Genomic DNA, 21598 nt, shown 5'->3' with positions numbered 1-21598 from the left:
GTTTGAATCAGATGGCTTATACCTTCACAAAAATAGAGCTTACGATATCACACGAACTTATTCAATTAGTTCAAAAAATTTAGAAAAAAGTTCATCTTAATTATTTCTTCATTTTTTCAATATAGATGTCCAAATATTTTGAGAAATTTACCTTGCAAAAAGTATCACATCATTAATTTTTACAATTATATTCGTATGGTACAAACCATGTTTTAGAAATAGAAACGGGTATCTTATCAAGGTTATCTTGTAAAAATCTGAGTAGTATTCAGAAAATTTGGTGATTATGAATCTATAAATCTTAAAATTAAAAGCAGTAGATTCTGAGTGGATGCTTTCTTTAATCCATACTATTGAGCTAACAAGTAATAAAGACAAGATCCGGTTTTGAAAAGATGATAACAAGAAATACAAAAAACCAATATCTTCATCAGAAAGATTGAGGTAAATTTATGCTATTATGAACATAATAAATCTTCCTGATATTTTAATTGGCACAAGAGTGCCTGAATATAATGATGTTATTTTTTATTATCATGTTAGTGATGATGTTGACTATAGAACAAAAATCACATTTAATAGTCATTGTATTACTCTGTTATTAAGCGGAAAAAAGCACATCATTGTAGGGGATAAAAATTTATTTTATGACCGCAACTCCTGTTTACTCTTCAAATCTGGTAATTATTTATCCACTAAAATTGCACCAACCGACAAGCCCTATCATAGCATCTTGATTTTTTTCAACTCTACTGCTTTAGAACGTATTAGGCATAAATATCAAGATTTATGCAACCATTCAAATTCTAAACTTTCTATACAAAACAAAATCTCGATTTCCACAGATTCTTATCTCGATAACTTTAAGACTACTATAAAAGAAATTTTTCATGACAATAGTACATTCTCCTCTAGGCTACAACTTATAAAGTTTGAAGAGATTATGTTATATCTTCTTGAACAATACGGGAAATCTGTCATTGATTTTTTTAAGACGCCCACTAGCTACAGTAATGAAAGTATGTTTAAAAAGATTATAGAAAAGAACATATTCAATTTGAGTACAATAGAAGAAATGGCTTTTCTATGTAATATGAGCATTTCTACATTTAAAAGGGTGTTTTTTGATTTATACAGAGTCAGTCCAGGAAAATGGATTCGTGAAAAAAGGCTTGAGAAATCAGCTTACCTCATCGGTGTTCACAAAAAAAATCCAAGTGAGATTTATGAAGAAATGGGGTTTTCTAGTCTTTCTAGTTTTTCTCAGTCTTTCAAAAAAAGGTTTGGAATAGCTCCAAAACAATACAAAACAAGAGGGAAGTTTTAATATTCAATCCAGGAAAACAAAGTGCTCTACTGCATAAAAATACCTACTCATCATCCGTTTAAATATTCTAAATCCAGTTTGGACACCTCACATCCTCAAAATCTTTTTTGGTAACTACTCCGTGAGTATATGAAAATACATGTATCGTACTCATAGGAATCATCTTAAATTATACTCAATTTGAATTTCTTAATTCTTAATCATCTTAAACACCCTTGCATGTTTCAGATTTACATTAGATGGTAATGAAATTGTAATACCTTCAGCATTCTGCTTAAATACAATGTCACCATCATATCCCAATAGTTTTATAGTATCAACCTTTATTTTTGATGAAGTGAGATATTTGATTTTGATATCTTTTGTTGGTTCGACCAACACCGTAGCATACAAAAAATCATCCTTGATCGTAAAACGAATGTCTTCTTCTGTAAAACCTTTATTTTTATCTTCAGAAAGATGACCGGTTTTGGTTTCTGTTGGACCCTCACCATATACCTCATAATAAGTCGATCCATAAATGGCTTCACCATTTATCGCTAACCATTCTCCTATATCCAATAATGTTTTTTGCTGATCCTCTGGAATAATCCCATCTTTTCTGGGACCAATATTAAGCAGTAAACAGCCATTTTTACTAACAATATCGACTAGGTCTGCAATTAACTCATCTGCATATTTAGGAATCCAGTTTTTAGCGTAGTACCATGAATTCTTACCAATGGATGTATCTGTCTGCCAATACTCGTTACGTAAGGAATCCATTTTACTTCTCTCCAAATCCAACATGTGAGTTCCTTTTTTATAAGATTCATATTTTAGATTCTTGGTTTGAAGTACTACATCTTTGCCTCTCTCGAGGCCTGAATTATAATAATACGCAGCTAATTTCTTATGATAAGGGGCAAATTCTGGACGATCCAGATAAAAATCAAACCACAAAATATCTGGCTGATACTTATCTATAATTTCTTTTGTTCGAGGCCACCACATATTAGCCAACCACTCTTTACTCACAGGAGCATTTCGCTCATGCCTTGGGGCATAGAGATCTGTATATTGTGGATCACCGGTATCAAAGTAATCTTGTTGGTTATAATAGTTCCAGTTAAAAGCCAAATGAGAACTGGCACCAGATATCAAGCCTTGTTTTTTAACCTCGTCTATCAATTCCTTAAAAACATCACGTTTTGGTCCCATATCCATTGCATTATAAGGTGTAATACCAGATTCATAAAGAGCAAAACCATCATGGTGTTCTGCCACAGGGATTACATATTGTGCGCCGGCCTTTTTAAATAATTCTGCCCAAGCCTTTGGATCAAAATTTTCCATTGTCCATAGCGGGATCATATCTTTATATCCAAACTCCTTTTGGTCACCGAATTTCTCTCTGTGATGTGCTACAGCAGGATGAGGCTCTCTACTGGTATATTCTCCTGTAATATGGTCTATTTGCCCTGAATCCATATACATCCAACGGGGATACCAGTCCGTATGTAGTTCGGCTACCGAGTTAGGTCCCCAGTGTATGAAGATTCCAAATTTAGCATCTTTCATCCATTGAGGAATCTTATATTGCTCTAAACTATCCCAATTTTCTTCAAACTTGAATGCTTGTGTTGTGAGTTTTTGATTTTCTGTATCAACTTCAATTTTATTCTTTTTTTTTGATTGACAAGCCACTAAACTAATAGTAAATAGTATGTAAATTATTTTTTTCATTCTTTAAACTTTTATAAAAAATTCAGTTAAGACTTCCTTTTAATTTTAAAAACACAAGCATATTTACCTTCAAAATTAGTAGGCATTTCAACTTTTAAATGATATTTTTTTTGTTGATATTTTAATTCTACATCGCTACCTAATAGTTCAATAGAAAGTATATCATCTGCATATAATCTTCCATAAGACCCTAACGAATTAATAGTAATTTCTCCTTTAGGTATTCCTAGACAAGTAGCATATAGTATATTATCTTTTTGGGTAAACCTAAAGTCTTTTGATGTATAGGAGGCATTAATTTTCTTTTCTGAATAGTGCCCTGTATTGGGAAGAAATGATGGGCCTTCTCCATATATAGACCAAGGCATGGTTCCATAAATGGCTTCTCCATTGATTTCTAACCAATCCCCAATTTCGTACAGTTCTTTTTTTATAAAATTTGCAAAAGCACCGTCAGGTTTTGGAGGTACATTTAACAACAGAATTCCGTTTTTTGATGTAACATCTACTAACATGTCAATTAATAAGTTAGCATCTTTAATTCCCATACCTTCTTGATACCACCAACTAACAGGTTGACATATGTCAATATCGGTCATCCAGGTATCATATGTCAATTGATCAATAAGTCCATTTTCAAAATTTCGCATTCCAATACCTGGTGGGATATCATGCTCTTTATAAACAAATGCTACATCTTGCTTATTTTTAAGTGCTGTATTAAAATAATGACTAATATATTCTCTTTGTCTACTTTCATTAACACCACTAAAATAGATTTCTTTAGAGACCACCTTTCCATTTTTAAAGGAGTTTATATTATGTGCCCGAACGCTACCCCCAAAAGAAACATCAACCCAAGAAATATCTGGGCTATATTTTGTAACGGCTTCTTTCATTTTTGCTAACCAAAGATCCAGATGCTCTTCTGTATACTTAGATTGTTTTTCAATATGATTTTCCCAAGGTATAGCATCTGTTACATCTTCATCATGAGGCGGTCCATATAATTCATAAAAATTGGGATCTTTTCTACCAGGGTTATCTCTATCGATAGCAGCGCGATACCAATATCCTGAATGAAAAGACATGATGAATTTCATATTACGTTTTGTGATTTCTTTTTTTAATAATGCAGATATGTCTTTTTTAGGTCCCATATCGACAACATCTAATTGAGTTAAATCACTATCCCAATGTACCATTCCGCTTCCATGCCATGAAACTGGACCCGCGAATTTGGCTCCTGATTTTTTAAAAAGTTCTGCCCATTCAGCAGCATCGAAATTTTCAAACTTGAAATCACCAATCATCTCATGCTGATATTTATTTTCATTGCCTTTGATAAACCTCATACTTTCTAAAGAAAAATGAGTGTATATTCCAAATTTAGCGTCTTTTAGCCACTGTGGTATTTCATGTCGCTGCAATGAAGTCCATGTAGGTTTATAGGTTTCTTGTATTTTTTGACCATATCCAATAAGGGATATGCAAACCAATGTTATACTTAATATCTGTTTCATAATACTTTAGAAAAAATGCCTTTTTACTTTTGCAGAATCATAGTTTGCCACTTTTCGGCAGCCTTACTTTGTGGATTAACTTTTTGAAACTTTGCCACATATTCTTGCCATTCAGACTCCCGAGGTAAAGTGCTCCATTTTTCTCCATCTGTAGCAAAATCAAAATCCATTTTGGTATCCATAATTAGGTACGCCTGATAGCCTTCCCAATAGATTTCCATATCTTTTATGCCAACTTCTTTCATATTGGCGGTGATCTCTGGCCAAGCCATTCCCTTACCATGTACTCGTTTATATTCTTTTTTTAATTCAGGATCATTGATGATTTCTAAGGTCAAAACATACTTTTTTGTATTTTCCTGAATGGATATCAGTTGTCCTTCAAGAGGCGTATATTCATGTTCCTGATCTAATTTGTAAACTCTTTCTAAGGGAGATAGAGATTCTAACAAAACAAATACTGAAGAATTGTTTTTTTGTAATGTAGTTAATACATCTTCGAAGTTGTAATTACCTGGAGCATCAATGATCAAAAACGCTTTATCATTCAATTTAAACACTTCTATCTCTATGGATGTATCATTTATATTCAGGTTTGAGGGTAATCTTACTGATGAAGAAATAGCAAATGTGAACCTTCTCACTTTTCCATCATCTCCCTTGTTTTGATTACAAGCACATAGCGTAAAGATCAATAAAACTATAGCGATGTATTTTTTCATTCTTATGTATTTTTAAGTTATGCAATCATTTCAATTATTAGCCACAATACGACCAATACTATTAATACTACAATACCAATTATTCGATAATCAAAGGTTGATTTTATTTTTTTAAAATACGCGCTACCAGAAAAGGTAAGAGCTTGTTGTGCTTCTGTTGGCGTAGGAGTCAATAAACTTATAATGATAAAGATCAGACAACAAATAACAAAACCCCACCACGCTTGCATCATAAATATGATGCCCCAAGTATCGGTAATTAATTTTATACCATTTTTATCCGGAAAATCTAAGGCAAACATTAATATCCCAATAATCAACCCTATCCCAAAAGTAATCTTTGCTGCTTCTTTAGTACCTCGTTTCCAAAAGTAACCAAGAATAAAAACTGCTGAAATTGATGGTGCAATACTAGAACCAATAGAGTTTACAATAGTGATGATAGAACCACCTTTTGATCCAGCAATTAATGAAAAAAGAATAGCGATAATCATTACCACAAAAGCAGTTATTTTTCCAAACCAAACCAAGCGGCCATCTTTAGTCTCTGGTTTTAGCCTTTTAATGATATCTATAGAAACTAGCGTTGAAGAACTATTTAGAGCAGCTGCAACCGAACTCATAAGCGCAGCAAGCAAAGAAGCAATTACTAATCCTACCAATCCTACCGGGAGTAATTTATTAACAAGAATAGAAAATGTTTGTCCTGTACCAGCAGTAGTAATTTCATCTTTAAAAAGCACATAAGCAATCAAACCAGGCAAGAGCATAAAAAATACTGGTGCTAGTTTTAAAACTGCTGTAAACATTGGACCAATACGTGCATCCTTTTCAGATTTTGACCCTAAAGCTCTTTGAACAATAGTCTGATCTGTAAACCAATACCAAATACCTAATACTGGATACCCTAAAAATACAGCATACCAAGGAATCCCACCTGTCTCAGCTACTGTGGCATCCGAGCGTAGCATAGATAAACTTCCTGGTTTGATGCTTTCTTTAAAAGAGGCTAAATCGGCAATACCTATATCTGGTAGCATCATTAAACCGAATACGGTTATGAGAATACTTCCTCCCAATAACATTACGGATTGTATAGATTCAGTAACTGCTACTGCCTTTAAGCCACCTAAAATAGTATACAGCGCTGTTAAACCTGAGATTAACAATACGCCCCATAATTGGTCTAGTCCAAAAAACTCCTTCATGATGGTAGCTCCTGCGTATAAACTAATTCCTATATGGATTAATAAGGCTGTTAAAATGGCAAAAACAACCATAAAGGTTCTGGAAACACCATCAAACCGTCTCTCAAAATATTCTGGAATTGTAGCGATTTGATTTCTAAAATAAAAAGGTGCAATAAAAATTCCTAAAAATACCAGGCATGGAATAGCCATCCATTCGAAAATTCCATCGGATAATCCCGAGGTAAATCCAGACTCTGCGAAACCTACAATATGAACTGTTGAAATATTGGAGGCAAAAAGTGATGCTCCGACAACTCCCCAACCCAATGATCTTCCAGCAAGGAAGTAATTGTTAGAAGATTGTTTTTTGAAACCACCTCCGGCCCAAATACCTACAATCACAATACCAATTAGGTAAATGGCTATAATTGAAAGGTCGATAAATGAAATATTCATATAAATAGTACTTACGGGTCTAAAAAAAATTAATAGTCAATAATTGCCTTTATCAATGCTCCTCCATAATCATAAAGTTCTTCAAACTTTGTTGGCACATCATCAAAATTCATTCGATGTGTTATAAACGTTTCAGGGTTTATTTTTCCTGCTTCTATGAGTTTAATAATCCTATTAAAATCAGTGCTTAATGCCGCTCTACTTGCCTTTAAAGTCAATTCTTTTTTATGAAAATAAGGGTCATTAAAAACAATGTCTCCCTGGAACAATCCTATAAAAACAATGGTGCCTCCGGCTGAAACATACTTGAACGTATTCAACATAGATTTTGGGCTACCTGTTGCATCTAAAACTATAGTTGGCAAATCACCAGCTAATAGTTCTTCTAAATCTTCTTCGATGTGATCTGAGACTAATAAGGTATCTTTTACCTGAGTAATTTCCTGTGCTTTTTTAAGCTTATTGGCATCAATATCCATTGCGATCACTCTGGCTCCTGTCAATTGAGCAAATTGAATAGTCCCTAAACCAATAGGACCAGCTCCAATAACCAGTACAATATCATCTTGTTTTACTTCTGCACGATCGACAGCATGACAACCAATTGCTAATGGTTCTATCATAGCCAGTTGGTCATTGGATAATGTACCTGAAGGGTGTAATTTTTTTGCCGGAATCTTCATGACTTCCTGCATCCCACCATCGACATGTACACCAAATACACGCAAATAATCCCCACAATTTGTTTTCCCTCTTCTAGCGGCCTGTCCAATTTTTTCATTATAATAGGGTTCTACAGAACATCGATCTCCTACTTTTACATTAGATACTTCTGCACTTATTTCTAATACTTCTACAGCTAACTCATGCCCTAATATTCTTGGATATTCAAAAAAAGGCTGGTTGCCTTTAAAGGCATGTAAGTCTGTACCACAGACACCCATTTTATGAACCTTGACCAATGCTTCTCCAGGTTGTAAATCCCTGCTTGGAAATTCCTTTGAATAACTTTTCCAAACTCCTGGTTTTTCTAATCGTATTATCTTCATAGCTCGTTTAATCTAATATAACTTTGCTTACTTCTTCAAAGGTTTCCTGATCCAGTTTTCCCAACTTCCAGTCATGAATTGTTGACTTTATTTGGGTAAGATTTTTTGCTCCCATAACCACACGGTCTGCTTCCTTGATCGAAAAGAGATAACGTTGTGCTAATGTTGCCAAAGACATTTCTTGTTTATCTGCTATTGCTTTTACCTTTCTGGCATTCAATAGATCTGATTCTGTAATCCATTCTCCATCAGCTCCATCGTTTTGATATTTTTTGAATCGATTTCCTAATAAAGAAAAGTGGAGTGCTGAAGCTGCATAGTATGCGATTCCTTCCTTTTTATACTGTTGAATTTCTCCATCAAAAACTGAAAGATTACAAGCATCCATTTTTAGAAAACCCGATACTACGGTAAAGTATTTCTTTTTTACATAAGGCATAAAAGTAGAATTAGGATTTCCCCCAACACCCAATTCCTTCACCAAACCTTGCGATTTAAATTCGAGCAACGTTTCAATCACATCTTCAATTTGATCGAGAGGGACTAATTGTGGTTCATGTAGAAACAACAAATCAATTGAAGTATTTAATGTTTCAAGGCTGTTTTCTAAACTTTTTTTCATTCCGTCTTTAGAATAATCAAGCTTTACCTCAAAAGCATCATTTCCTTTTAATCTTCCTATTTTGGTACTAACAAATGGATTTTTACCTTTCCATTGTCGTATTGCCTCACCCACATATTTCTCTGCATTGGCGTAAGAAGGTGCAGTATCCAAGACAGAAATTCCGTTTTCAAATGCATACAGTAAGGTATCTACAGATTCCTGCGCTTCTACTTTTCCCCATACACCTCCTAATCCTGAAGTGCCAAAAACCAGGCGACTTTCTCCTCTAAAAGCATCACTTATTTCATAGTTTTCTATGTAAGAAGGTCTATTCATCTATTAAAAATTTACAGTAGCACCGCCATCCACCGGTAATACCACTCCTGTTATATATCTTGCCGCCTCAGAACTTAAAAACACCGCAGCATTACCAATATCACTGGTTTGACCAAAACCATCCATAGCAATACGATTAACGATTTGTTGTTTACGTTTTTCGTCTTTATTAATGGCATTTAAAAACATATTAGATTCTATCCAACCGGGTGCAATGGCATTTACACGAACGTTACTAGTTGAATATTCTGTAACTAGAGCATTGACTAGTCCTGTTAATGCAGTTTTTGATGTCCCATAAGCTACTACTTTATCTATCCCGAATAAACCAGCCATAGAACCTATCATAAGAATGGAACCGCATTTTCGCTGCAACATATATTTGGCGCATTCTCGAGTAAGCGTAAAAACACTCATAACATTGGTTTGTAAAATCCTTTCAAAGTCTTTATCAGAAGTTTCTTGAGCATTTGCCTTATGATGTATACCAGCGTTATTTACTAATATTTCTATGGGTCCTTCTGTTTCTTCTATTTCTGTGACTAATACAGGTATTCCCTCTTTACGCGTAATATCATTTACACGGTATGTCGATTTTTCTCCTAATTCGGCAACAGCTTTTTTTAATACTTCTTCTCTTCTCCCGGTAATAACAACTCGTGCTCCTGCTTCAACAAAAGCTTTTGAAATTCCCAGACCTATACCAGTTCCACCTCCTGTAACTAATGCCAATTTTCCTTCTAAAGAAAATACAGATAAAGCCATATTATTTAATTTCGGTTAATCTATCATCTATAAAATTGAACCCCCAACCAGGTAAATCATGTGGTTTTGCATACCCATCTTTAATGACCATAGGGTTATCAATTAATGGATCTACCCAATCAAAAGATTCAGCTCCAACTCCATTGGGAATAGTACACAACAATGGAACATCATAATCTTTATAATAATGGGGTAATACGGGGAGATGAAAGCTATTGGCCAATGCTGCACTTTCTCTCCAAGCTTCAACTCCGCCTATCCTTAAAATATCAGGTTGCCAAATATCCAAAGCATTTCTCGAAATCAATTCGCGCAAGGCCAGCGTATCAAACTCTCTTTCTCCCATAGCCAAAGAAACTCCTGTTTGATTTTTTAATATTTCAAAAGCCTGAAAATTTTGATGGTTTACGGGTTCTTCAAACCAATGAATATTTAAATTCTTTGCCTCATTAGATAATTTAATTGCTGATGGTAAATCCATACCCTGATTAGCATCCATCATAATATCAACTTTATCTCCTACCGCTTCACGTACTTTTTTCAGCCTTTCTAAATCTGTACTAACTTTTGGAGATCCTACCTTGATTTTTACCGCTTTGAATCCACGGTTTGCATAGTCTGTAACTTCTTCTATTAGTTCATCAATCGAATACGAAATCCACCCACCGCTTCCATATATATGTACTTTCTCTTTGGTGACACCTAATAACTTATGAACAGGTAATTTTTGAGATTTGGCCCAAGCGTCCCACATTGCGATATTTACAGCAGCTTGTGACCATCTTAATAAACCTTGATTTCCAAAATACTCAAAGAGGTTTTCTAATTTCTGATGTACAATTCCTGTTTCAAAACATTGATGTCCTTTTACTGCCGGAACAATATCTTTTAAGGCTCCTATGATAGCATTTGGAGAATATTGAAAAGACAGCAGGTATGATTCTCCAATAATTCCATTTTCTAGCTGAATTCTCATTACAATAAAGGAGATCTCAGTTAATGTGTGAGTTGAATCTGAAATGGGTTTTTTAAGCTCTGAAGACGCTTTATATATTTTTACGTCTCTAATCGCTAAATCATTCATAATAATATCTTAGTTACTTTATGCAATACAAAGGTCTTTGATTTCATTGAAGAATTGATACAGCATATGGTTCATTTTATATACTATATTGACTATTAAGTTAATTTATAGCTTATCATAAATTAATAATGGTCATTTTTGTTTTTAAATATTAGCGTAAAAAAATATGAAAGCATACCTTAAAGAGGTTACAACTTCACCTGATAGCTCTTTTAAAGTTAAAGTCTTTGAAGGCAAAGAGTTTAAGCCTGTATGGCATTTTCACCCTCAATATGAACTTACATACATGGTAAGGAGTACTGGAATAAGGTATGTGGGAGATTCAATGCATTCTTTTAAACGTGGTGATTTGGTTCTAGTGGGTAAAAATGTTCCTCACTCATGGAAGACCATTGATACAAAAAATGAACACGTTAAATGTGTTATCATACAATGGGATGAAACCTTGTTCAAAAATTGGTTAGACAAACCAGAATTTATCGCTATAAAAGCTTTACTACAAAAATCTTCTAGAAGTGTCTCTTTTGATTATACTATTGCTACATCTTTAGAAAAATCATTTATTTCTATTGCTAAACAAGCTCCTTTTGAAAGATTAGTAACATTATTAAATATTCTACACACATTAGCTACCAAATCCACCATGCAATTATTAGCTGGGCCAGGATTTGGGAAGGTACTTTCTTCAAAAGAGAGCCATCGAGTCAACGTAATTCATAATTACATCAAAGACAATATCCATAGTCAAAATCTACTCCATGAGTTATCTGTAAAGCTTTCATTAAGTAAAGAGGCATTCTGCAGGTTTTTCAAGAAAACCTTTGACAAAACATTTTCTAATTACATAAATGAATACAAAATAACAATTGCCAGTAAGATGCTCATTGAAACCGACTTATCTGTTTCTGAAATCGGTTATCAATCTGGTTACAACAATTTGTCTTTTTTTTACCGGCGGTTTAATCGGTACAAACAAATGTCTCCCAAGAGCTATCGTCAACAGTTTCAAAATCTATAATACTTACTCTTCTTTAGTTGTTTCACAAATTACAAAGAGGTGTACAATTATAGTTTAGTAAGGTTTTGTTTTAGCTTTACCGTGCTTACAGAATTAATTTATAAGCTTTTTATTTTTGTAAATTTTTATTAATTATTACTTTTCAGATATTAATCTAGCGTTGATTATACTTTATTTTTCACCTAATTCTGTAATAGATAATATTAAAAAAGATATGACTACATGACTTATTGGCTAGAAATATTTTGTGGAATAGGAGCAATTCAAAGTATTTTATTCATATTATTAATACTAGCAAAAAAGAACAAAAGATTATCTGATTGGAATCTAGTTCTTTGGTTTTTAATTTTTTTCACTCACTTAGTATTAGCTATAGTAAAAGAAAAATATTCTATAAATGCTTTAGAAATACTAACAATGACCATTGGTTTTCTACATGGCCCTTTTTTTTACTATTACGCAAAAACTATATTCAATCAACACCCCAACAAATTTGATATTTTACATTTTTTACCTTTTTTGGTTTTCACTATTTCTGGCTTTTATATCAAACCTAATCAAGAATTATCGTTAGAAATCATCGTTCTTATTGCAAAACTTGCCTCTAGAATTATTTACCCTTTATATGTATTATTCTCGCTTAATGCAAAACTTAAATTTTTGAAATCAAAAAGAGCCGATCATAGTATATTAGAATTATCCTGGCTTAAAAATATAGCAATCTTGTTTTTAATTAGCTCAGGAATTGCGATGTTAAGGCTTACTACAGAACTTCTGGTTGGTGTTGCATACTTTGAACTTCTGGATGTGTTACTTTATGTTAGTCTTTTTACAATTATTGGTTTTTTTGGTTTGAAATATGGTATCGTCTATACACCAGAAATCTCTCTTAGTGCATTTCCGGAAGAAAAAAAATACAAGCATAGTCCTTTAAAGAATGATGAGATCAATATTTTTCAAAATAAAATTAATTCCTTTTTTAAAGAAAGTACTATGTATTTGCATTCAGATTTTTCATTAACCACTTTATCAAAATCTTTAAATATTCCCAAACATCACCTTTCTCAGATTATAAATTCGGACATGGGTACTACCTTTTATGATTTGATTAATACAAAACGAATAGAATATGCTATGCACAGAATAAGGAAAGGAAATAATAAACAATTGACATTTGAAGGGTTGGGGTATGAATGTGGGTTTAATTCTAAATCCACTTTCTTTCATCATTTTAAAAAGCATACAGGAAAAACACCAGGTCAATTTGTAAAAGGAATAAGTTCGGATTAATTAAGAGGTTCCGTTATCATCTTGTAAATCACTTTGTTTGTATCTCAATTTAAGATTAAACAAAATGAAGAAACGAGATTTTATAAAAACCATGGGAGCAGCTACAGCGTTTACATTTTTAAATCCATTAGAAGCTTTAACATATACATCAAATAGTGATAAAAACCATATTCCTAAGGTTCTCGTTCTAGGCGGAAGAGGTTTTATAGGACCAACTATTGTTAGTGCTTTTTTAAAATCTGGTTATCATGTTACTTTATTAAATAGAGGAAAAACAAACCCTCACCTTTTTAAAAATCTTCCCATAATAATCTGCGATAGAGAACTGGAAAACAAACAAGGGCTTAAAACTATTGATAAAAAACATAAAGAAACGTATTGGGATATCGTTGTAGACACATGGCAGAAATCTCCAAAAGCTGTTTCAGATTTCCTGGAGGAATTTGAGGGACAAATTGGACACTATCATTATGTCTCTACCATTTCTGTTTATGATAAATGGGACAAGAAATTTATAACAGAGACAGAACCTTTAAATCCACTTCCAAAATTTCCGAAAACCATACAAGAAGATTTTAGGTATGCTATTAGAAAAACATTTTCTGAAGTCATCATAAGAGAAAAGACAAACAAGTATACAATATACAGATCTCATGGCATGAAAGATTTTAGGACCACAAGACCCGAAGATCCCAATTCAGAACCATTTTGGCCTATTAGATTTTATAGAGGAGGTGAAATCCTGTTACCTGCAACCCACAATCATCACATCCAGGTTACTGATGTAAAAAGTTTAGTGAATTTTATCATTCACTGCGCTAAGAATAAAATTTATGGAGACTACAATGTTGCATACACTCCTACTCCCTTTAAAGATTATGTCTCCAGCCTAATACATGCTACCCAAATGCCGAAAAAAATGCATTGGATTGATGGTGACTTTTTAATAAAAAATGAGATCCTTCCATACAAAATAATGCCTTTATGGAAACCAAGTCCGGCTGGTTCTTATTATTTTAATGTTCAGAAAGCAATTGAAGCAGGGTTAGTGAATCGTCCAATGGTAGAAATGACCATAAATCAATTAGAAGGGTATAAAAGCAGACATCCAAATGATGATGTAAAATTTGGAGTTGTTATAAACAATAAACAAATGAAATATTATTCTATGGATAAGGAAAAAGAGGTTATCAAAAAATGGCTTGCTAAATAATTATTAATAACTAATACGTTTTAAGAAATCGTTCTTGTATGTTTTTCCGATCGGCATTACTGTATCTTGAACAAAAACCTGATTCCCCAAGACTTTTTCAATCTTATCCAGATTGATAATATAAGAACGATGTATTCTGACAAAATTAGAATTATGCAATTTTTCTTCCCAATTTCTAAGGCTATCTAAAATCAAAATACTTTTATCTTTTGTAACTACCTTCACATAATCCACTTCAGCTTTCAAAAAAAGAATATCATCAATATTTACCTTATAAATAGCCTTATCCGCATAGATAAAAAGCTGTTTTGTGTTCTCATTATTATCCAATGCTTTTATATCCTGTAACCTGTTTACAGCTTTAAAAAACCGTTCATATGAAAAAGGTTTTACCAGGTAATCCACAACTGCTTCTTCAAAAGCTTCAACTGCATAATCTGGATAAGCTGTAGTAATAATAACTTTAGGAGGATTTGATAACGTTCTCAAAAAAGATAAACCATTTAATTCGGGAAGTTGAATATCCAAAAACAAAAAATCTGTTTCATCTAGCTCTTGTAATGGTACATCCAATCCACTTTCATACACCCCCAAACAGTTCACAAAAGGGGTTTTCTCGATATAATTTTGTAAAACCTCTTGCGCTCCATGCTCGTCTTCTATAATTAAACAATGTATCATAATGAAATAGTAAGTATCACTCTAAATAGATTCTCTTCTTTTTTAATTTCTAATTGATGCTGTTCTGGATATAACAATTGCAGCCTTTTTTGTGTATTTTTTATTCCAATACCGCTCTCTTGCCAGTTTATTTCGATCTCTTGTTTTCCATTTTCATCGTATGGATTCTCGCAATAAAAAGAGAACTGGTTATCTTTTAATACTGCTTTAATATTTATTGGATGTTTATTACCCTTCAAAATACTTGTGTACTTAAATGCATTTTCTACAAAAGGAATTAATAGTAATGGTGCAATTTGTTTTTTTGCATTATCCATCTTACTCAAAAAATTAACTTTTACCTTAGTAGATAATCGTTCTTCTTGCAAACTAATATAGTCTTTTATATGAGTAATTTCCTGATCAAGAGATACATCTTCTTTTTGTCCTTCATGCAATACATATCTAAAATTATTTGAGAGTTTTAAAATTAAATCAGGAGTTTTTTCATCTCCTTTTAATGCATTTGCATAAATATTATTAAGTGTGTTAAACAAAAAATGTGGATTCACTTGTGCTTTTAACGCTCTAAGTTCTGCTTGTTGTTTTTCTTGTATTGTAGCATCTAACTCTTGTTGTTTTACATATAACTTCTTTACAGAATGTAAAGCAAAAAAAACCAAACTAAAAGATAAGTATGTTACCAAACTAGAAGTTATAGATCTCCAACGATGATGCTTATGTCCTTCTTCTGGATGAAAAAAAGTATCGGCATAGTAATGAATCAAAGCGTTGCAAATAAAGACAAGCAATACTAAAAGAATATATTTTCTCTTATTGTTTAATGGAAAGAACCACAAATACATTATATATGTGGGAATCATATTGAATAATAATGCTACCAATTCATGCATAAAACTCATAGGATACCCTCCTTCTCTACCCATATATTTTACATACGGAAAAAAGAGTACCATTCCCCAAAAGAACAAATGCAATACAGGCTCTGTCTTTTTCAGTTTTAGATACATCGTGTTATTATTCATAGAAGAGTACTAAGTTATTATTTTTATTGATGATAAATCACTAAATCCTTTATTGATGCCTTTGCCAGAATAGTTTTTTCTTTGGTTGTAGTGCCGCTTATTCTAAAAATCACATGTCCTCCTAAAAGTGGCGAAAAGTCTGTACGTTCGAAAATAACAATATCGTCAAGAGAAAACCATACACTATTCTCTTTTTTACCTATTTCTAAGGTAACCCATTCCTTAGACTTCATTATATTTTCTTCTTTTCGGAGATGAAAACCTCGATCTAATGAAGAAATGTTTTTATAAAAAAATGGAGTATATCCATGAGATTCATTATTAAAGGTCAAGTTATAATGGTTCATTTTTCTACGCCACTCCCATATTGCCTCTTCATCAGCGTTCTTTTCTGGTAAGGTGAGTTGTAATGTTTCTGCTGTATCAGATGCCGAAAACAATGTGATTAATACCGATGCTTCAGACAAAGGCTTTATCTTATACTTTAATACCATATCACCTTCATATCTTTTTGGGCTTATCAAAAAGAAACCATCAGAGCTATCTATCTCTTCAAAAACAAATTCATGATCTTGTATCGAAGTTTTACCTTTCCCTAGTGTTTCCCACCCAGAGAGCTCCTGAGAACTAACTTTTTCTTCAATAAGTTCATTAGAATTGCAACTTACTAGTCCTAATCCCAAAACTACCAATATCATAAATAGAAAAGAGTTCCTTTTCATTACATTAAATTTTACCATTGTTCAATTTTTAATTGTTAGAACTATTATGTCTATATTCTCTTTTTTTTCTATTTCTCTCTTTATTTTCATTTTTGAAAAGCATGTAATTGAGGCTAAAAAGAAATCCAAGAGTTTGTGATTGAAACTTCCACACGGTACGTTGATTAAACTCTGTGGTACGCGTATTTCGTTTCATTAAATTATTATCTAACACATCAACGACTCTAAGGTTAGCTCTCAATTTATTTTTTAGAAATTTTGCTCTTAATGCCCAATCTACTCTATGTCTTGGTTCAATAAAATTAAAAGCATTTTGTCGTCTTGGCATATGTCGATATGTAATATCTGTACTAATCTTTTTAGAAATCTTAAATGTATTTTTTAGTTGTAGATTTGATGAGTATAGCTCATCCCACGTAACCAGGTTATTATCATCTATCGCCGTATAATAATAGTTGCCCGTAAGGGCTGTATCCCAAAACTTAGCAAATTTGTATTTCACTGTAGTTTCAACTCCAAAAGAATGATTTACCCCGATATTTTGGAATGAGATTACCTGTACATTATTGTCTTCGATATCATTTACCCACAGGATTACATCTTTCCTATACCGATAAAATGTCGCTAAAGACCAATTTATTTTTTCGCCATTATTTTGATAATTCAATTCAATATTATCACTTGATTCTGGCTTTAATTCTGGATTACCATCAAACCTGAAGAAAGGATTACCTAACTGAAAAGGATTGATGTGATGTAGATTAGGACGGGAGACTCGCTTACTATATCCTAAACCGATTGTATTATCTTCATTAAACTTATAGGAAACATGTATTGATGGAAAAAAGTTAGAAAAATCCAAATCTGTTGTAGATAAATTCAACGTGTTTTGCGATGTCGAAGAAAAATCTTCATACCTCAACCCTACTTGCCAGTCTAAATTTTGAGCACTAAATTTTGCAAGTCCGTAAATACCTAACAATTCTTCTTCATAATCAAATGTATCTAGTGCTCCGGTAGTGTTATTTGCTCTAAAAAACTGCTGGTTTTTTGTATCGCTTCTATTCCAGGAAGCTCCTGTTTCTATTTGAATTTTTTCTGAAACCGGTAAAACGTAGTCTAATGATATTGCATGAATGGTATTATCTTCCTCTATAATTTGATCAAACAAAAAAACAGCATCTTCAAAATCAGAAGCAGGATATTCATTTTTATTGTCATTAAGATTATAATCTATCTCTAAAAAATGTCCTTCTTTACGAAACGCTTTGCGATAATTAGCATTAAAAACGGAAGTAAGATGTGAATGTGCTGAGTTTCGGGTATACACAAAATCATTACGATCTGTCACATTAAAATATTGTGAATTGTTATAAAAACTGTGATAATCATCAGTATAATCAAAACCTATCGAGAACTCATTATATTTATCTATAAAAAAATCCAATCCTACTGTTCCTTTTCTAACAAGGCCATTAAAATCATGAGGAGTAAAAATGCTTTGAGTATTACCATTCAGAAAAGTTCTATCGATAGTTTGCTTACTATCCATTTCTCGTCCAGATTGTGAAGCATTAAACCTTAGGTTTACAAACGATAAATTATAGTTTCCATCAATTCCATAACCATAACGTTTTGTTCCTACAGAACTATTGAGATTAAGATTTAATCCAGTATTCAAATTTCTCTTTAGAATGACATTGATAACACCAGACAACCCGTCTGCTTGATATTTTGCTGAAGGAGAAGTAATAATTTCTACACTTTTAATAGTAGATGACGGAATTTGTTCTAACAATTCTACAGCATCCATAGAAGATGGTTTCCCATTGATTAATAATCTTACATTATCACTTCCTCGTAAAGATATACTACCTGTCCCCAGGTCAGTTTGGATATCAACTATTTGGTCAAAAGCTTCGAGTGCCGTAGTTCCTGATTGCTGAATATCTGCTCCTATATCAATAATTTTTCTATCAATTTTGAGTTGTGTAGTGGTTCGGCCAGCTTCTACCACAACCTCTTCGAGATTACTCACTGTCGGTTTTAATTCAATTGAGATATTGGTAAGGTCATTAATTTCAGAAAGTCGTTTCACAAAGTTTTCATAGCCAATAAAACTAATTTCAAAATATGTAAATCGTTTATTAGTTTTTAACTGAAAATGTCCTCTATCATTTGTCGAGGTACCATCTAACAATTCATTTTTATCATTATAAACTGCGATTGTTGCAAAAGGAATTATTTCTTTAGTGACTACGTCTATTACCGTACCTCTAAAAGTTCTTACCTCTTGACTGGTCATGATTAGAGATCCAATGAAGAAAAAAAACATAACAACTACTGTTCGTATCATTTTTTTGAATTTGATACATCAAAAGTGATACTCTTACAGCTTTTAAGAAATTTTAATCTGTGAACGTTCTTTCTTTCTCTGTTAACGATATAACTCTTAAATTTTAAAAAGGTATTTAGTAAAATTCATTAACACAATCATGTTTTTTAAAAGCATTTATCTTTAGTTTACGATATTTGAACAAAAACAAATCTTGAAAAGAATATTTTTATTGCTAATACTTGTTTGTAGTTTTCCTGCTTACTCGCAACTCAATGTTACCGGAACCGTAATTGATAGTTCAAATAACCTGCCCATAGAAAATGCTAAGGTTCTTGATGTCGGAAGTAATGTCAGTATTTTAACTGATGTGAACGGAAAATTTTCTATAAAGGCTTTAGGTAAAATCGAATTTTCTAAAGAAGGATATGCCGGAGTTTACATCCTGATCAACAAAGACAATTATAGTAAAGATGAACATATAGAGATAACATTATCCCCCATTACAGAATTAACACAGGTATTAATTGAAGACTATTTTCGTCCGCAACCACATAAATATGCAACAGATGCTGTTTCTACTATCACTGCAAATGATATTAACCGAGGAAATCCGATAGAATTACACCCTGTTCTAAATCGTGTGGCAGGTGTTTTTATGCAAAACGGAACATTAAACACCAATCGAATCACAATTAGAGGAATTGGTGCCAGAAATTTATTTGGAACCGCAAATATCAGAGCTTATTTTGGTGATATTCCATTAACTGATGGAAATGGAGAATCTTCAATAGAAGATTTAGAACTCGGGACTGTATCTCAAATTGAAATTCATAAAGGGCCTTCATCTAGTAGTTTTGGTGTCGGATTGGGTGGCGCCATATTATTTAAGCCTGAATATGCTGAAGAAAATACTACCCAAAGTCAACTTACTACGTCATTTGGAAGTTATGGTTTAAGACGAATTCTCGCTAGAGCCTCTACATCTCTGAAGAATTCAAATATTATTGTACTCTATAGTAATAACCATACCGATGGTTATCGAGAGAATAATGAGTATGATCGAAATACAATAACACTCGCCTCTGATTTTGATTTAGGAGAAAAAGATAGCTTTTCTATATTAGGAAGTTATGTCGACCTCAAAGCGGGCATACCTAGTTCCTTAAATCAGGAAGACTTTGATAACAATCCCAGACAAGCTGCATTTACATGGGGAAGAGCTCAAGGTTTTGAAGACATAAATTACGGAATTTTAGGACTAACCTGGAAACATCGTTTCAATGAAAAAGTATCCAACAACACCAGTTTATTTACTTCTTTTAGAAATAATGATGAACCCAGACCATTTAACATTCTTAAAGAAAATACAAATAGCTTTGGTATTAGGAGTAGGATTTTAGGCACACATCTTGTCGCTAAAAAGAAACTGAATTGGACCATAGGCGGAGAATTGTTTTTTGAAAATTATACTGGTAAGACTTTTCAAAATCTTTATGAAGATTTCCCTATCGGAACGGGTAGTGTACAGGGAAATCAACTTTCTGATCTTGATGAAAAACGATATTATTATAACCTGTTTGGCGAAGTGAATTATGAAATTAACAAAAAACTTAGATTTAATGCTGGGGCACACCTTAATCAAACTTCCTTTGACATTGAAGATCAGTTTTTATCAGATGGAGAAGATAATTCTGGAGAATTTGATTTCGACCCTATACTCTCTCCAAAAATTGGTATAAACTATACTTTAAATTACAACGTTACTTTTTACGGTTCTATTGCTCATGGTTTCTCCACTCCTACAACATCAGAAACATTATTACCTAATGGTATTTTTAATCCAAATATAAAGCCCGAAATAGGTTGGAATTATGAAATTGGAACACGTTACAAACTACTTGACGACAGAGTATACGGTTCTTTATCTTTGTACACGCTTCGAGCCAGAGATTTGTTAGTCTCAAGAAGAACTGTAGATGACAATTTCTTTGCAATTAATGCCGGCAAAACCACTCATAATGGAGCTGAGTTTGAATTAAATTTCACCGTTGCCAGATTAAATCTTGGTAAAAGAACTTTAAATTTCTTTTTCAACGCATCTATATATGACCATACATTTGATAATTTTATTGATCTTGACAGTAATTTTTCTGGTAACGATCTTACTGGTGTTCCTTCAGAAGTTACCAATTCTGGCATCGAATTTATTACAGAAAAAGGGTTTTATGGTAATCTTAATTATCAAACCGTAGGCAAAATCCCAGTTAATGACGCCAATACTACTTTTAGTAAAAACTATGAATTATTACATGGTAAAATAGGATTTAAGAATAGTATTAGTAACCACTTCAATTATGATTTATTTTTGGGTGTAAATAACATTTTAGACACTGACTATGCTTCTCAATTACAGATTAACGCAAGAGGTTTTGGAGGTAACGCTCCAAGATATTTTTATCCAGGTTTACCATTTAATATCTATGGAGGGATTAACATAAATTATAGATTATAAACAATATTTCTTTGTATT

17 protein-coding genes are annotated in these 21598 nt (G+C 32.7%); 5 read left to right on the top strand and 12 right to left on the bottom strand.

Annotated features, from left to right (window positions below):
* Positions 1 to 460 precede the first annotated feature (460 nt).
* Positions 461 to 1327 (top strand): AraC family transcriptional regulator, encoded by an 867-nt coding sequence (locus DK442_RS22630; RefSeq protein WP_109438189.1) that lies wholly within the window; start codon positions 461 to 463, stop codon positions 1325 to 1327.
* A gap of 189 nt (positions 1328 to 1516) precedes the next feature.
* Here DK442_RS22630 and DK442_RS22625 read toward each other — a convergent pair whose 3' ends face one another.
* From DK442_RS22625 to DK442_RS22590, 8 genes are read right to left on the bottom strand one after another with little or no spacing between them, the layout of a single operon-like run.
* Complete coding sequence (locus DK442_RS22625; RefSeq protein WP_109438188.1) at positions 1517 to 3052, bottom strand: alpha-L-fucosidase; 1536 nt, start codon at positions 3050 to 3052, stop codon at positions 1517 to 1519.
* Between the two features lie 26 nt (positions 3053 to 3078).
* The gene (locus tag DK442_RS22620) at positions 3079 to 4575 is read right to left on the bottom strand and encodes an alpha-L-fucosidase (RefSeq protein WP_109438187.1); all 1497 of its coding nucleotides are present in this window, start codon (positions 4573 to 4575) and stop codon (positions 3079 to 3081) included.
* A 23-nt stretch (positions 4576 to 4598) separates the two neighbouring features.
* Positions 4599 to 5297, bottom strand: coding sequence for an L-rhamnose mutarotase (locus DK442_RS22615; protein ID WP_109438186.1), 699 nt, complete (start codon positions 5295 to 5297; stop codon positions 4599 to 4601).
* Positions 5298 to 5314: 17 nt separating this feature from the next.
* Positions 5315 to 6943 (bottom strand): sodium/solute symporter, encoded by a 1629-nt coding sequence (locus tag DK442_RS22610; protein ID WP_109438185.1) that lies wholly within the window; start codon positions 6941 to 6943, stop codon positions 5315 to 5317.
* Between the two features lie 29 nt (positions 6944 to 6972).
* Entirely contained in the window at positions 6973 to 7992 is a 1020-nt protein-coding gene (locus DK442_RS22605) for a zinc-binding alcohol dehydrogenase family protein (RefSeq protein WP_109438184.1), read from the bottom strand.
* Positions 7993 to 7999: 7 nt separating this feature from the next.
* A complete protein-coding gene (locus tag DK442_RS22600; RefSeq protein ID WP_109438183.1) occupies positions 8000 to 8932 on the bottom strand; it encodes an aldo/keto reductase in 933 nt (310 codons plus the stop codon).
* A gap of 3 nt (positions 8933 to 8935) precedes the next feature.
* Positions 8936 to 9697, bottom strand: coding sequence for an SDR family NAD(P)-dependent oxidoreductase (locus DK442_RS22595; RefSeq protein ID WP_109438182.1), 762 nt, complete (start codon positions 9695 to 9697; stop codon positions 8936 to 8938).
* Position 9698: 1 nt separating this feature from the next.
* A complete protein-coding gene (locus tag DK442_RS22590) occupies positions 9699 to 10781 on the bottom strand; it encodes a mandelate racemase/muconate lactonizing enzyme family protein (protein ID WP_109438181.1) in 1083 nt (360 codons plus the stop codon).
* A gap of 166 nt (positions 10782 to 10947) precedes the next feature.
* Between DK442_RS22590 and DK442_RS22585 the strand changes: the two genes are divergently transcribed.
* The 3 genes from DK442_RS22585 to DK442_RS22575 all read left to right on the top strand — a co-directional run bounded on the left by DK442_RS22585 (position 10948) and on the right by DK442_RS22575 (position 14302).
* Positions 10948 to 11799: an AraC family transcriptional regulator gene (locus DK442_RS22585; RefSeq protein ID WP_109438180.1), complete on the top strand. Its 852-nt coding sequence runs from the start codon at positions 10948 to 10950 to the stop codon at positions 11797 to 11799.
* A 222-nt stretch (positions 11800 to 12021) separates the two neighbouring features.
* Entirely contained in the window at positions 12022 to 13089 is a 1068-nt protein-coding gene (locus DK442_RS22580) for an AraC family transcriptional regulator (protein WP_109438179.1), read from the top strand.
* 64 nt (positions 13090 to 13153) lie between these two features.
* Entirely contained in the window at positions 13154 to 14302 is a 1149-nt protein-coding gene (locus DK442_RS22575; RefSeq protein WP_109438178.1) for an NAD-dependent epimerase/dehydratase family protein, read from the top strand.
* A 3-nt stretch (positions 14303 to 14305) separates the two neighbouring features.
* Here the strand turns inward: DK442_RS22575 and DK442_RS22570 are convergent, their stop codons facing one another.
* The 4 genes from DK442_RS22570 to DK442_RS22555 are packed head-to-tail and all read right to left on the bottom strand — an operon-like array spanning position 14306 to position 19086.
* Positions 14306 to 14983 (bottom strand): LytTR family DNA-binding domain-containing protein, encoded by a 678-nt coding sequence (locus tag DK442_RS22570; RefSeq protein WP_109438177.1) that lies wholly within the window; start codon positions 14981 to 14983, stop codon positions 14306 to 14308.
* Entirely contained in the window at positions 14980 to 16008 is a 1029-nt protein-coding gene (locus DK442_RS22565; protein ID WP_109438176.1) for a sensor histidine kinase, read from the bottom strand. Before DK442_RS22565 ends, DK442_RS22570 begins: the two co-directional genes overlap by 4 nt.
* Before the next feature lie 23 nt (positions 16009 to 16031).
* Positions 16032 to 16730 (bottom strand): hypothetical protein, encoded by a 699-nt coding sequence (locus DK442_RS22560; protein WP_160114303.1) that lies wholly within the window; start codon positions 16728 to 16730, stop codon positions 16032 to 16034.
* Between the two features lie 28 nt (positions 16731 to 16758).
* Positions 16759 to 19086 carry an outer membrane beta-barrel family protein gene (locus DK442_RS22555; RefSeq protein WP_109438174.1) on the bottom strand — a complete coding sequence of 776 codons (2328 nt, stop codon included), beginning with the start codon at positions 19084 to 19086 and terminating at the stop codon, positions 16759 to 16761.
* A 193-nt stretch (positions 19087 to 19279) separates the two neighbouring features.
* Between DK442_RS22555 and DK442_RS22550 the strand changes: the two genes are divergently transcribed.
* Positions 19280 to 21580 (top strand): TonB-dependent receptor, encoded by a 2301-nt coding sequence (locus tag DK442_RS22550; protein ID WP_109438173.1) that lies wholly within the window; start codon positions 19280 to 19282, stop codon positions 21578 to 21580.
* Positions 21581 to 21598: the final 18 nt, after the last annotated feature.

Origin of the sequence: Aquimarina sp. AU119 (genome assembly GCF_900312735.1) — a bacterium.
Classification (GTDB): Bacteria; Bacteroidota; Bacteroidia; order Flavobacteriales; family Flavobacteriaceae; genus Aquimarina; species Aquimarina algiphila.
The sequence above is the reverse complement of the archived record's forward strand: the minus strand, read 5'-3'. Positions and strand labels throughout refer to the sequence as shown.